We start from the raw sequence: 12,237 nt of genomic DNA, 5'->3' as shown, positions 1-12,237 counted from the left end.
GGTGAATCAGCGCGCGATGGTATTGGTGCGCCGGATCTTGTTCTGCAGTTGGATGACGCCGTAGAGCAGCGCCTCCGCAGTCGGCGGACAGCCCGGGACGTAGACGTCCACCGGCACGATGCGGTCGCAACCACGCACCACCGAGTAGGAGTAATGGTAATAGCCGCCGCCGTTGGCACAGGAACCCATCGAGATGACCCAGCGCGGCTCGGACATCTGGTCGTAGACCTTGCGCAACGCCGGCGCCATCTTGTTGCACAGCGTGCCGGCCACGATCATCACGTCCGACTGGCGCGGACTCGGCCGGAACACTACGCCGAAGCGGTCGAGGTCATAGCGCGCCGCGCCGGCGTGCATCATCTCCACCGCGCAACAGGCCAGCCCGAACGTCATAGGCCACATCGAGCCGGTGCGCGTCCAGTTGATGACGTTGTCGATCGTGGTGGTGACGAAGCCTTTTTCGGTGACGCCTTCGATGCTCATGAATCAAGGTCTCCTGCTATAGAAGACATGCTCGCAGCCATATTGGTTCGGTAGCTCATCGTGCCGCCTCCGAACCACTGCTCACTCCCATTCCAGCGCCCCTTTTTTCCACTCGTAGACAAAGCCGACGACGAGGATTGCGAGGAAAAGCACCATTGCCAGGAAACCGAACGTCCCGATTTCGTGGAGCACCACCGCCCAGGGGAATAGAAACGCGATTTCCAGGTCGAACAGGATGAACAGGATGGCGACGAGGTAGTAGCGCACGTCGAATTTCATGCGCGCGTCCTCGAAGGCCTCGAAGCCGCACTCATAGGGAGAAAGTTTTTCCGGATCCGGCCGGTGCACGCCGAGCAGCCTGCTCAGGGTGCCGCCGGCCAAGGGTAACGCCACCCCGACGGCAAGGCCGACGAAAATGAACAGCAGAATCGGAAAGTACTGCTCAAGCATTGCCCACTCTCATTTGGTGCCGACGGGGAGACTCGAACTCCCACGGGTTTCCCCACCACCCCCTCAAGATGGCGTGTCTACCAATTTCACCACGTCGGCATTTACGTGAGGTGCCGGGCGTGAGGCCGATCCTTTGCAAGCTTGAGGGTCTTGCGCCTCACTCCCCGCGTCTCGCCGTTACTTCGGTATTTCGTTCGCCTTCGAATCGCCGCCAGACGGTTGCGGCACCGGAGCACCCGGTACCGGGACGCTCTTGGCCGGTTCCACCGGCGATTCCTGATGCGTGGACATCACGCCTTCCGGCCGGCCCTTGTGACTGGATACATAGGTAAGCCCCAAGCTGGTCAGGAAAAACACCGCGGCCAGGACTCCCGTGGTCCTGCTCAGAAAGTTGGCCGACCCGCTGGAGCCGAACAGGCTGCCGGCGGAACCGCTGCCGAACGCCGCGCCCATATCCGCACCTTTGCCGTGCTGAAGCAGCACGAGGCCGATCACGCACAACGCGGCCAGTACATGGAGAATCAGAATCAAGGTTTCCATTGTGTCATCCCATCGTTTTAGCCATCTGCCGCCCGGCAGATGGCGAGGAATTCTTCGGCCACCAGAGAAGCGCCGCCGATCAATCCGCCGTCCACATCCTGCATGCCGAACAACTCTGCCGCATTGGCCGCCTTCACGCTGCCGCCGTACAGGATCGGCATCGAGGCGGCGATACTTTCATCACGCGCGGCCAGGACCCCGCGCAAGTACGCATGCACCGCCTGCGCCTGATCCGGCGTCGCCGTCTTGCCGGTGCCGATTGCCCAGACCGGTTCGTAAGCCAGTACCGACGCCTTCAATCCTTCGGCACCGAGCCGATCCGCCACCACGCCAAGCTGACGGCCGACCACTTCTTGCGTGACACCCCGCTCGCGCTCCGCCAGCGTTTCCCCGACGCAAACGATCGGTACCATGCCTTCGGCCAATACGGCCTTCGCCTTTAGCGCGACCGACGCGTCATCCTCGCCGAACGACTGCCTGCGCTCGGAATGCCCGACAATCACATAGCGACAGCCAAATTCGCGCAGCATTCCAGCGGAAACTTCACCGGTAAACGCTCCTTTGGGATGTTGGCTGACGTTCTGGCCGCCCCAAGCCGCTTTCGACCCCGCCAATGCCGACTGAGCCTGGGCCAGGTAGGGGAAAGGGACACAAATCGCGGCGTGTGCTCTGCTGAGACCGCCGGCAGCCACCGCGACCTTGTCGAGGAGGGCCTGGTTTTCCGGAAGACTGCCGTGCATCTTCCAGTTGCCCACCGCCAGCCGCTGCCGCATGCGCTATCCCACCGAAAAAACAGGTGAATTTTACCCGTCAGGGCAAGGGAGGGTCAATGTTCACCGCATCCCGGGGAGGGGGAGGCCGAAAACTGCGGTCACGGCTTGAAGCCGGCCAGTGCGCCCAGCGGGCGATTCGGTCAGCCGAATCTTCCGGTTATGTAATCTTCGGTGGCCTTGTTCTTGGGCTTGATGAAGATGGTGTCGGTGGCGTCGAATTCGATCATCTCGCCGAGATACATATAGGCAGTGAAATCCGACACGCGCGCGGCCTGCTGCATGTTGTGGGTCACGATCAGGATAGTGACCTTGTGCTTCAGGTCGGCGATGAGTTCCTCGATGCTGGCGGTGGCGATCGGATCGAGCGCGGACGTCGGTTCGTCGAACAGCAGGATTTCCGGCTCGGTCGCCAGTGCGCGCGCGATGCACATGCGCTGCTGCTGGCCGCCGGAAAGATTGAATGCCAGGTCGTTCAGCCGGTCCTTGACCTCGTCCCACAGTGCGGCGCCACGCAGTGCCTGCTCGACCTTCTCGTCGATGGTGGCCACCCCGCGCACGCCGCGCACACGCAGTCCATATGCGACGTTCTCATAGATCGATTTCGGAAAGGGATTGGGCTTCTGGAACACCATGCTGATGCGCATGCGCACTTCGATCGGATCGACGTGCGGATTCAGCAGATTGGTATTGTCCGGATGCAGCCGGATCTCGCCCTCGTAGCGGTTGTCCGGATAGAGATCATGCATACGGTTGAAACAGCGCAGATACGTCGACTTGCCGCATCCCGAAGGCCCAATCAGCGCGGTGACCTTCTTGTCGTAGATCGGCATGTTGATGCCTTTCAACGCATGGAAAGCGCCGTAGAAGAAATTCAATCCGCGCGACTCCGCCTTGAGCACGAGATTGGCCTGTGCGGAGGGTCCGTCAGTGATCTTGGACATTCTGGATTCTCACCACTTGATGTTTTTTCTCAGTCGGTAGCGGATGTAGATCGCCAGTGCATTCATCGACAGCGTCATCACCACCAGCACCAGGCCCGCAGCGGCGGCATTCTGATGGAAGGCCGCTTCCGGTCGCGAAGTCCAGTTGAACATCTGGATCGGCATCACGGTGAACGGCGCGAACAGCCAGTCGAACGGTCCGGCCGACGGATCGCCGGTAAAAGGGGCCGGCGGAAGAAACGCGATGAAGGTCAGCGCGCCGATGGTGATGATCGGCGCAGTCTCGCCGATTGCGCGCGCCAGGCCGATGATCACGCCGGTGAGGATACCCGGAACAGAGTACGGAAGAATGTGGTCTGCGGTGGTCTGCCATTTGGTGGCGCCGAGCGCATAAGCCCCTTCGCGGATCACCCCGGGAATCGAACGGATCGCCTCGCGAGTAGCAACGATCACCACCGGCAGGATCAACAACGCCAGTGTCAGCCCGGCGGACAAAATGCTCTGGCCAAAACCGAACTTGTAAACGAACAGGCCCAATGCCAGCAGGCCGTAAATGATCGAAGGCACGCCGGCGAGATTGGTCACGTTGATCTCGATGATGTCCGTCATCCAGTTCTTCGGCGCGTACTCTTCAAGGTAAACCGCGCCCGCCACGCCTACCGGGATGGCGGTGACGGCGGTCACCAGCATCACCAGCGTACTGCCGGCCCAGGCCGACAGGATGCCCGCGTTCTCCGCGCGGCGGGAAGGGAAATTGACGAAGAAATCCCAGGACAGCCGGTGCGCGCCGTCCATCACCATGCCGGCGAACAGCGCAACGAACGTCAGCACGCCCACCATCAATGCAAGCACACCCACGGTCGCGAATATCAGGTCCCAGCGCTTGTGCTTGGTGATGAGCGCCCGGATTTCCGCGACGGTCATATCGGCCATGTCAGTACGCCTGCCGGTAGCGACGCTTCATAAAGTGGCCGACGACGTTGAAGAACAGCGTCAGCAACATCAGGGTCAGGCCTGCTGCGAATATCGTCTGGTAGCCGATGCTGCCGTGCGGCAGATCGCCCAGCGCGACCTGCACGATATAAGCGGTGATGGTTGCCGCCGGTTCCGCGGGATTCCAGGTCAGGTTGGGCTGCATGCCGGCGGCCACCGCGACAATCATGGTTTCTCCGACTGCGCGCGATATGCCGAGGATGTAAGCCGCGGCAATGCCGGAGAAAGCGGCGGGTGTGACGACACGAACCGCAGTCTGGAAGCGCGTCGCGCCCATTGCATAGGAACCTTCGCGCATCGCCATCGGCACCGAGCGCATCGCGTCCTCGGAAACCGAACTGACGTAGGGAATGATCATGATGCCCATGACCAGTCCCGCAGACAGAAGATTGAAGCCGGGCAGCCCGGGAAAGAAGAATTGCAGCGCCGGATTCACGTACAGCAGAGCGAAATATCCATAAACGATGGTGGGCACGCCGCCCAGCAATTCGAGAAACGGCTTGGCGATTTCGCGCACCGCGAAGGGCGCAAATTCCGACAGGTAAATGGCGATCATGGTGCCGAGCGGTATTGCCACGGCCAGCGCCACGAACGAGCTAACCACCGTGCCCGACAGCAGCACCATGATGCCGTAATGGGCGTCGTCGAACAGCGGCGTCCACTGGTTGTCGGTGAGAAAATCGACCAGCGAGATGTGCTGGAAGAACTGGTAGGACTCGGTCACCAGGATGACCACGATGCCGACGGTGATGGCGACCGAAACCGATGCCGCCAGGAACAGCACGCCTTCGATTAACCGCTCGCGAACATGCCGGGTTTTCTTCTTCGCGAGCCGCGCGCTGATTGTGTGGTCCACCAGGGTATTCAGTGGTTGGGTATTTGCGACGGAACTCATCGGTTCGGGACCGAGGAAAATATATTACAGATTTCTCGCGACACCCGCAGCCCGGGCAAAAAACAGGAGGGGCAATGCCCCTCCTGTTGCTCCGGAATCGGGACGACTTACAGCTTGGCTTCGAGCTGCATCAACTGTTCTATTGTAAGACCGACCTTGTTCTCGCCGCCGAATTTAGTGCCGAGCACCTTCTTGTTGGCATGTTCGATGTTATAGGCGTAGGCCTTGGCCGGCAGCGGCACGTACTTGACCTCGCGTACCAGTACTTCGGCGCTCTTCATGTAGAACTCGACGAATTCCTTCACTTCCGGCCGTTCCAGCGACTTGGCATTGATGTAAATGAAGATCGGACGGGCCAGTGGCTGGTAAGTGCCGTTGATGACCGTTTCGAACGAGGGTTCGACCCCCTGACCAGCCTTGTCCGCAATCCTGGCGGCCCGGAGCTTATCCTTGTTTTCGACGTAGTAGGCGAATCCGAAATAGCCCAGCGCGTTGACGTCGCGGGATACGCCCTGCACCAGGACGTTATCGTCTTCCGATGCGGTAAAGTCACCGCGGCTGGACTTGGCCTTGCCGCTGACCGCCTCGGTGAAATAGTCGAAGGTACCGGAGTCCGCCCCGGGGCCGAACAACTTCAACGGCTGATCCGGCCATGCGGGATTCACCTGCTTCCAGGTCTTCACCTTGCCCTGCGCGCCCGGCTCCCACATCTTCCTGAGCTCGGCGACTGTCAGCGTCTGCGCCCACTTGTTGTCGGGATGAATCACGACGGTCAGGGCGTCATAGGCGACCGGCAGCTCGATGTACTGCACGCCTGCCGCCTTGCAATCGTCCATTTCCTTTTTCAGGATCGGGCGGGAAGCATCGGAAATGTCGGTCTCGCCGCGGCAGAATTTCTTGAAGCCGCCGCCAGTGCCGGAAATTCCCACCGTGACTTTTACCTTGCCTTTCGTGGACTTCTGGAAATCTTCGGCCATGGCTTCCGTAATCGGAAACACCGTGCTGGAACCGTCAATTTTTACCAGTTGTGCATGCACCACAGGCGCAACGATGCACAAGGTGCTCGCGAATACAGCCGCCGTGGCTGCAAGTACGATGCGGGAAGCTTTGAACATGAGGTCGATCTCCTTCGATAAGGGGTTTGAATCCGAACGGCGCGATTTTATGGATGCAATGTGACAGTTTGATTGCACCGCTTCCCTTACGCCGGCCAAGCCGCGCCTCACGCGGCCTCAGCCGCGGGTTTGCTGACGAATGGTGTGCGCCAGCGATTCCGCCAGTTCGGAAATGAAAACGTGACCCTCCCCCTCGACCATGACCCGGATGACCGGCTCGGTGCCGGACGCGCGCAGCAATACCCGGCCCTTGTCTCCAAGCCTGACCTGCGTCGCCTTGAGCGCGACACCGACCTTGTCGTCGACTTCGAAGTCGAAGCCTTTCTTGGTTTTCACGTTGACCAGCACCTGCGGGTAGAGACGCATGCCGCCGCACAGCTGCTCGAGTCCCCGGCCTTCGGCCTTTAACGCATGCAGCACCTGCAATGCCGAAATGATGCCGTCGCCGGTCGTATGTTTGTCGAGGCAGATGATGTGGCCCGAGTTCTCGCCGCCGAGCTGCCAGCCTTTCTCGACCAGCTTTTCCAGGACATAGCGGTCGCCTACGCCCGCCCGTGCAAACGGAATCCCGTTGTCCGCAAGCGCCTGTTCCATGCCCAGGTTGGTCATCAGCGTGCCGACCACACCGCCGTTCAGGATCTTGTGCTTCTTGCGGAATTGCGCGATGACGAACAACAGCTGGTCGCCGTCATAGAGTTTGCCGTCCTGGTCCGCCATCGTCAGGCGGTCACCATCGCCGTCGAATGCCACGCCCAGGTGCGCGCGATGCGCTTTCACCGCCTTCGCCAGCGCCTGCGGATGCGTCGCGCCGCCATCGCGGTTGATGTTGATTCCGTCCGGCTGCACGCCGATGGAAATAACCTCTGCGCCCAGTTCGTGAAACACGTGCGTAGCGATGTGGTAGGTCGCGCCGTGTGCGCAATCCACCACCAGTCTGAGTCCGTGCAGGTCGAGATTGTTGGGGAAGGTGCTCTTGCAGAACTCGATGTAGCGTCCGGCAGCGTCGTTCAGCCGGCGCGCCTTGCCCAGTTGCGCCGAGGGCATGATCTCGAGCGGCTGATCGAGCCGCGCTTCGATAGCGTGCTCGACCGCGTCCGGCAACTTGTTGCCATCCGCCGAGAAGAATTTGATGCCGTTGTCTTCGAACGGATTGTGGGAAGCGGAGATGACGATGCCCGCCCGCAGGCGCAGCGCCCGCGTAAGATAGGCGACCGCGGGTGTGGGCATCGGCCCGGCGAGATAAATGTCCACCCCCGCCGCGGACAAACCCGCCTGCAACGCGGACTCCAGCATGTAGCCGGAAATGCGCGTGTCCTTGCCGATCAGCACCGAGGCATGCTCGCCGGGCGGCAGATCCTGTCCGGCGGCGAGCACCTTGCCGGCGGCGTGACCGAGGCGCATCACGAAATCGGGCGTGATCGGCGATTCGCCGACGCGCCCGCGCACGCCGTCAGTACCGAAATATTTTCTGATTTTTTTCATGAGAATGAAAACGTAGTGTCGTCTATCGCACGTAATACCAGCAGGCAATCGCGGGTCGCGGCCACGTCATGCACGCGAACAATCGACGCTCCGCGTTGCGCCGCCAGCAGTGCGCCGGCCGCGCTGGCGTGTACACGTTCCGCCGCCACGCGTCCGACGATTTTACCGAATAGCGCTTTGCGCGACAGGCCGGCGAGCAGCGGAAACCCGGCCTCGCGCAACCTGGGTAGCGCGCGTATCAGTTCGAGATTGTGCTGCGGCGTCTTGCCGAAGCCGAAGCCCGGATCCAGCACGATGCGATCGTGCCCGATGCCGGAGGCAACAGCAGTGGCAGCCCGTTCGACCAGAAACGCTTCCACTTCGCCAACCACATCGCGGTAAAGCGGCGAACGCTGCATGCTGCGCGGCTCGCCCTGCATGTGCATCAGGCAGACCGCGACCGGCGAATCGGCCACCGCATCCAGCGCGCCCTGCGCTCGCAGGGCGAAGATGTCGTTGATCATCGCAGCGCCCGCAGCAATCGCGCGGCGCATCACTTCGGGCTTGCAGGTATCGACGGACACCGGTACCGGCAATTCGACAAACTTGTCCAGTACAGGCAGCACGCGCCGTAGTTCTTCATCGACGTCGACAGGCTGCGCGCCAGGCCTCGACGATTCGCCGCCGATGTCGAGGATATCCGCTCCCTCTTCGACCAGTTGCCTGGCGTGCTCCACCGCCCGGCTGGTATCGAAAAACCTTCCGCCGTCGGAAAACGAATCCGGTGTGATGTTGACGATGCCCATGATGAGCGGGCGTTCGAGCGACAGCGCGAAACGGCCGAGCTTCAGAACGGCGCGAGGAGTGTCCACGGGATACCGGCCTTCGACCATAAGGAGTGAAGGGTGAGGAAATGCCATCTCGGCACCGCTGACCATTGAGCGAGGGTTGTCGATGTTCAAACGTGTGCTCAAAAAACGAAAAGGGTGAGGTCTTGACCCCTCACCCCTGACCCCTCACGGGGTTGTTACGCTTCCCGGGCCGGCGTAGTCGTAACTGCGGGCGCCGTGGCACTGCCTTGCGACGGCGGCGGAGTCTGCGGGTTGGCCGGTGGCTTGGGCGGACGCGGCGGACGGCCTTCCATGATGTCGTTGACCTGGTCGGCATCGATGGTTTCCCATTCCATCAGCGCTTTGGCCATGGCTTCGACCTTGTCGCTGTTGTCTTCGATGAGCTTGCGCGCAAGCGCGTATTGCCCGTCGATGATGCGCCGGATCTCCGCGTCGACCTGTTGCATGGTGGCTTCGGAAACGTTCTTGTGCGTGGTGATCGAGCGGCCGAGGAAGACTTCGCCCTCGTTTTCGCCGTACACCATCGGACCGAGATGATCGCTCATGCCCCACTGGGTCACCATGCGACGCGCCATTTCAGTGGCACGCTCGAAGTCGTTTGATGCCCCGGTGGTCATCTGCTTCATGAACACTTCTTCGGCGATGCGCCCGCCGAACAGCACGGCGATGTTCTGCAGGATCTGCTCGCGATCCATGCTGTAGCGGTCTTCCTGCGGGAGCTGCATGGTCACGCCCAGTGCGCGCCCGCGCGGAATGATGGTGACTTTGTGCACTGGATCGGTTCGCGGTAACAACCGGGCAACGACCGCATGGCCGGACTCGTGATACGCGGTATTGCGGCGCTCATGCTCCGGCATCACCATGGACTTGCGTTCCGCGCCCATCATGATCTTGTCCTTGGCGCGCTCGAAATCGTCCATGTCAACCAGGCGCTTGTTGCCGCGCGCGGCAAACAGCGCCGCTTCATTCACCAGGTTGGCAAGATCGGCGCCGGAAAATCCGGGTGTGCCGCGGGCGAGGATGTCGGGGCGCACATCGGGGGCGACCGGAACCTTGCGCATGTGCACCATGAGGATCTGTTCGCGGCCGCGGATGTCGGGCAGCGGCACGACAACCTGGCGGTCGAAACGTCCCGGACGCAGCAGCGCCGGATCGAGTACGTCCGGCCGGTTGGTCGCGGCGATCACGATCACGCCGACGCCGGTTTCGAATCCGTCCATTTCCACCAGCAACTGGTTCAGCGTCTGCTCGCGTTCGTCGTTGCCGCCGCCCAGGCCGGCGCCGCGCTGGCGGCCGACCGCGTCGATTTCATCGATGAACACGATGCAGGGCGCGTGCTTCTTGGCCTGCTCGAACATGTCGCGCACGCGGGCCGCGCCCACGCCGACGAACATCTCGACGAAATCGGAACCCGAAATCGAAAAGAACGGCACCTTGGCTTCGCCGGCGATGGCGCGCGCCAGCAGCGTCTTGCCGGTGCCGGGAGAGCCGACCATCAACACGCCGCGAGGAATGCGCCCGCCGAGCTTCTGGAACTTGCTCGGGTCGCGCAGGAAGTCGACCAGTTCGGAAACTTCCTCCTTGGCCTCCTCGCATCCGGCGACGTCCGCAAACGTGACCGGATTGGTGGATTCGTCGAGCATGCGCGCGCGGCTCTTGCCGAACGAAAACGCGCCGCCGCGCCCGCCGCCCTGCATCTGGCGCATGAAAAATATCCACACACCGATCAGCAACAGCATCGGGAACCAGGAGACGAATATGTTCATCAGCAGCGACGGCTCTTCCTCGGGCTTGGCCTCGATGATGACGCCGGCTTTCAGCAGGTCCGATACCAACCACGGATCCGACGGCGAATAAGTAGTGAACTTGGCTCCGTTGCTCTTCACCCCTTTAAGCACGCGGCCTTCGATCGTGACTTTGGCGATGTTGCCCTGCTTCACCTCTTCGATGAACTGCGAGTACTCCATCGAGGTGTTCTGCTGCTGACGCGCGCTGAATTGATTGAAGACCGTCATCAGCACCAACGCGATGACCAGCCAGATCGCTACGTTCTTGATGAGATTATTCAAGGTTTCTCCTTGCCACGGCGGCTCTCGAGCCGCCAATCATTGAGGCCATTCTAAACCGATTCCGGACTCTGCGCGGCGTCCAGCCCCGCTGATGCGGATCAACTCCCCTGCCGCTTGCCGCGAGCCAACAGATAAAACTCGCTGGACCGGTCGCGCGATGCCTTCGGTTTGCGTACCGCGACCGAGCCGAATGCGACGGTAAGCTGCCTGCGGAATTCGTCCAGCCCCGCCCCCTGGAAAACTTTGACTAGCAGATCCCCGCCCGGTTTCAACCGGTCACGGGCAAATTCGAGTGCCAGCTCCGCCAGATGAATGGAACGGGCCTGATCAACGAGTCCCACCCCGCTGATATTGGGCGCCATGTCGGAAACCACAAGATCTATGGAGCGATCGCCCCTCTGCTCCTCAAGAAGCTTCAAAGTGGATTCGTCCGAGAAATCGCCGCGAATCAGGACCACGCCACGCAACGGTTCCATTTCCAGGATATCCAACGCAATGACCTGTCCTTTCGCGCCCACCAGTGGCGCCAGCACCTGCGACCAGCCGCCGGGCGCTGCGCCCAGGTCGACAACCGTCATGCCGGAGCGCACCAGCTTGTCCTTCTCGAGAATTTCCAGCAGCTTGTAGGCGGAGCGCGAACGGTAACCTTCCTGCTTTGCGCGACGCACATATACATCGGTCACATGTTCGTGCATCCAGGCCTTGCTGGTCTTGGTTCGCGCCATTGCCTAAAATGCCTGTTTAAGGAGATTCCCGTGTCGCTGCAACTCTCGCCTGTCGAACGCCGAGCGCTCAAAGCCCGCGCCCATGCCCTCGAACCCACCGTGCTGGTCGGGAGCGGCGGCCTGACACCGACGGTGGCCGGTGAAATCGACCGCAGCCTGACCGCCCACGAACTCATCAAGGTGCGGGTCATGGGCGACAACCGCGACGCGCGCGAGGACATTCTGAAACAGATCTGCGAAGACCTGAATGCAGCACCGGTTCAGCATATCGGCAAGATCCTGGTCATTTACAGGCCGAAGCCCGACGCACCGTCGAAGCCCAAGCCAAGATCGAAGAGAAGACCGCCGCGAGCGCTCAAACGCAGCTTCCAGAACCGCGCCTGATGGATTATCGGCCGCGCCCGTGCTGCAGAACCATAACAAGCCCGAGCGCACACTCGATCAGATAGAGCACGCTCGACACGCCATGCCAGGCCGCAAAGCGATCGCGGAAAATGCTGTGCATGACTTCTGAAGGCAAGGCCTGCTGCTTCAGGCTGGCCATGATCGGCTGCACACCGAATTGACCCGCCGCGGCCAACCCCATCATCAGCAGCGCCAACCAGAAAAACAACTGCCTGAAAGCCTGGCCGCCGAAGTGCGCCAGCCTGAACAGCAGCAAATAAGCGCCGCAGCCGAGCCCGATGTAGGTGATCGTCGTGAAAACCTGCCCGGCCAGCATGCCGGCCTGGGAACGGTCGGTCAGTGCGTGAAACAACAAAGGCGCCACGATCAGGCCGATGGCCCACAGTCCGCCCACCCACAGGGTAACGGCGATCGACTGCAGGGCGTCGGCGAGGAACTTCACAGGGGCTAGGGGCTAGGCTCAACTCTGGCTCGTCGTCGGCTTCGCCGGGCAGACGCTCTTCTTCGGCCGGTTCTTCGTGCAGTGGCTCGAATCC

14 protein-coding genes and 1 tRNA gene are annotated in these 12,237 nt (G+C 61.4%); 1 reads left to right on the top strand and 14 read right to left on the bottom strand.

The genetic code is table 11. The annotated features are described in order from the left end of the window. Positions 1-6: 6 nt before the first annotated feature. From HY067_18465 to HY067_18405, 13 genes are all read right to left on the bottom strand, one after another. Positions 7-483 (bottom strand): NADH-quinone oxidoreductase subunit B, encoded by a 477-nt coding sequence (locus tag HY067_18465; protein MBI3529935.1) that lies wholly within the window; start codon positions 481-483, stop codon positions 7-9. Between the two features lie 81 nt (positions 484-564). Further along, complete coding sequence (locus HY067_18460; protein MBI3529934.1) at positions 565-933, bottom strand: NADH-quinone oxidoreductase subunit A; 369 nt, start codon at positions 931-933, stop codon at positions 565-567. Positions 934-947: 14 nt separating this feature from the next. Next, positions 948-1,032: transfer RNA gene (locus HY067_18455), tRNA-Leu, on the bottom strand. 78 nt (positions 1,033-1,110) lie between these two features. Beyond that, entirely contained in the window at positions 1,111-1,473 is a 363-nt protein-coding gene (gene secG / locus HY067_18450) for a preprotein translocase subunit SecG (GenBank protein ID MBI3529933.1), read from the bottom strand. 17 nt (positions 1,474-1,490) lie between these two features. Beyond that, entirely contained in the window at positions 1,491-2,246 is a 756-nt protein-coding gene (locus HY067_18445; GenBank protein ID MBI3529932.1) for a triose-phosphate isomerase, read from the bottom strand. A gap of 140 nt (positions 2,247-2,386) precedes the next feature. Further along, positions 2,387-3,187 carry a phosphate ABC transporter ATP-binding protein gene (gene pstB / locus HY067_18440; GenBank protein ID MBI3529931.1) on the bottom strand — a complete coding sequence of 267 codons (801 nt, stop codon included), beginning with the start codon at positions 3,185-3,187 and terminating at the stop codon, positions 2,387-2,389. 9 nt (positions 3,188-3,196) lie between these two features. Next, complete coding sequence (gene pstA / locus HY067_18435) at positions 3,197-4,120, bottom strand: phosphate ABC transporter permease PstA (protein MBI3529930.1); 924 nt, start codon at positions 4,118-4,120, stop codon at positions 3,197-3,199. A 1-nt stretch (position 4,121) separates the two neighbouring features. Further along, positions 4,122-5,075, bottom strand: coding sequence for a phosphate ABC transporter permease subunit PstC (gene pstC / locus HY067_18430; protein ID MBI3529929.1), 954 nt, complete (start codon positions 5,073-5,075; stop codon positions 4,122-4,124). Positions 5,076-5,182: 107 nt separating this feature from the next. Beyond that, on the bottom strand, positions 5,183-6,190 hold the full coding sequence (locus tag HY067_18425; GenBank protein ID MBI3529928.1) for a PstS family phosphate ABC transporter substrate-binding protein: 1,008 nt from the start codon (positions 6,188-6,190) through the stop codon (positions 5,183-5,185). A 117-nt stretch (positions 6,191-6,307) separates the two neighbouring features. Next, positions 6,308-7,672, bottom strand: a complete 1,365-nt coding sequence (gene glmM / locus HY067_18420; GenBank protein MBI3529927.1) for a phosphoglucosamine mutase — start codon at positions 7,670-7,672, stop codon at positions 6,308-6,310. Beyond that, the gene (gene folP / locus HY067_18415; GenBank protein MBI3529926.1) at positions 7,669-8,544 is read right to left on the bottom strand and encodes a dihydropteroate synthase; all 876 of its coding nucleotides are present in this window, start codon (positions 8,542-8,544) and stop codon (positions 7,669-7,671) included. Before folP ends, glmM begins: the two co-directional genes overlap by 4 nt. 134 nt (positions 8,545-8,678) lie before the next feature. Next, positions 8,679-10,571, bottom strand: coding sequence for an ATP-dependent metallopeptidase FtsH/Yme1/Tma family protein (locus HY067_18410; protein ID MBI3529925.1), 1,893 nt, complete (start codon positions 10,569-10,571; stop codon positions 8,679-8,681). Between the two features lie 98 nt (positions 10,572-10,669). Further along, positions 10,670-11,296: an RlmE family RNA methyltransferase gene (locus HY067_18405; protein MBI3529924.1), complete on the bottom strand. Its 627-nt coding sequence runs from the start codon at positions 11,294-11,296 to the stop codon at positions 10,670-10,672. A 24-nt stretch (positions 11,297-11,320) separates the two neighbouring features. Between HY067_18405 and HY067_18400 the strand changes: the two genes are divergently transcribed. Continuing rightward, positions 11,321-11,680, top strand: coding sequence for a YhbY family RNA-binding protein (locus HY067_18400; GenBank protein ID MBI3529923.1), 360 nt, complete (start codon positions 11,321-11,323; stop codon positions 11,678-11,680). A gap of 4 nt (positions 11,681-11,684) precedes the next feature. On the opposite strand, the gene HY067_18395 is transcribed toward HY067_18400, so the two are convergent. Continuing rightward, on the bottom strand, positions 11,685-12,143 hold the full coding sequence (locus HY067_18395) for a DUF4149 domain-containing protein (GenBank protein MBI3529922.1): 459 nt from the start codon (positions 12,141-12,143) through the stop codon (positions 11,685-11,687). Positions 12,144-12,237: the final 94 nt, after the last annotated feature.

The sequence above is a fragment of the Betaproteobacteria bacterium genome, from assembly GCA_016194905.1.
Taxonomy (GTDB): domain Bacteria; phylum Pseudomonadota; class Gammaproteobacteria; order Burkholderiales; family JACQAP01; genus JACQAP01.
The sequence above is the reverse complement of the archived record's forward strand: the minus strand, read 5'-3'. Positions and strand labels throughout refer to the sequence as shown.

Coding starts and splice junctions, on each gene's coding strand:
- HY067_18465 (MBI3529935.1), bottom strand. CDS start 483: ATGAGCATCGAAGGCGTCACCGAAAAAGGCTTCGTCACCACCACGATC.
- HY067_18460 (MBI3529934.1), bottom strand. CDS start 933: ATGCTTGAGCAGTACTTTCCGATTCTGCTGTTCATTTTCGTCGGCCTT.
- secG (MBI3529933.1), bottom strand. CDS start 1,473: ATGGAAACCTTGATTCTGATTCTCCATGTACTGGCCGCGTTGTGCGTG.
- HY067_18445 (MBI3529932.1), bottom strand. CDS start 2,246: ATGCGGCAGCGGCTGGCGGTGGGCAACTGGAAGATGCACGGCAGTCTT.
- pstB (MBI3529931.1), bottom strand. CDS start 3,187: ATGTCCAAGATCACTGACGGACCCTCCGCACAGGCCAATCTCGTGCTC.
- pstA (MBI3529930.1), bottom strand. CDS start 4,120: ATGGCCGATATGACCGTCGCGGAAATCCGGGCGCTCATCACCAAGCAC.
- pstC (MBI3529929.1), bottom strand. CDS start 5,075: ATGAGTTCCGTCGCAAATACCCAACCACTGAATACCCTGGTGGACCAC.
- HY067_18425 (MBI3529928.1), bottom strand. CDS start 6,190: ATGTTCAAAGCTTCCCGCATCGTACTTGCAGCCACGGCGGCTGTATTC.
- glmM (MBI3529927.1), bottom strand. CDS start 7,672: ATGAAAAAAATCAGAAAATATTTCGGTACTGACGGCGTGCGCGGGCGC.
- folP (MBI3529926.1), bottom strand. CDS start 8,544: ATGGTCGAAGGCCGGTATCCCGTGGACACTCCTCGCGCCGTTCTGAAG.
- HY067_18405 (MBI3529924.1), bottom strand. CDS start 11,296: ATGGCGCGAACCAAGACCAGCAAGGCCTGGATGCACGAACATGTGACC.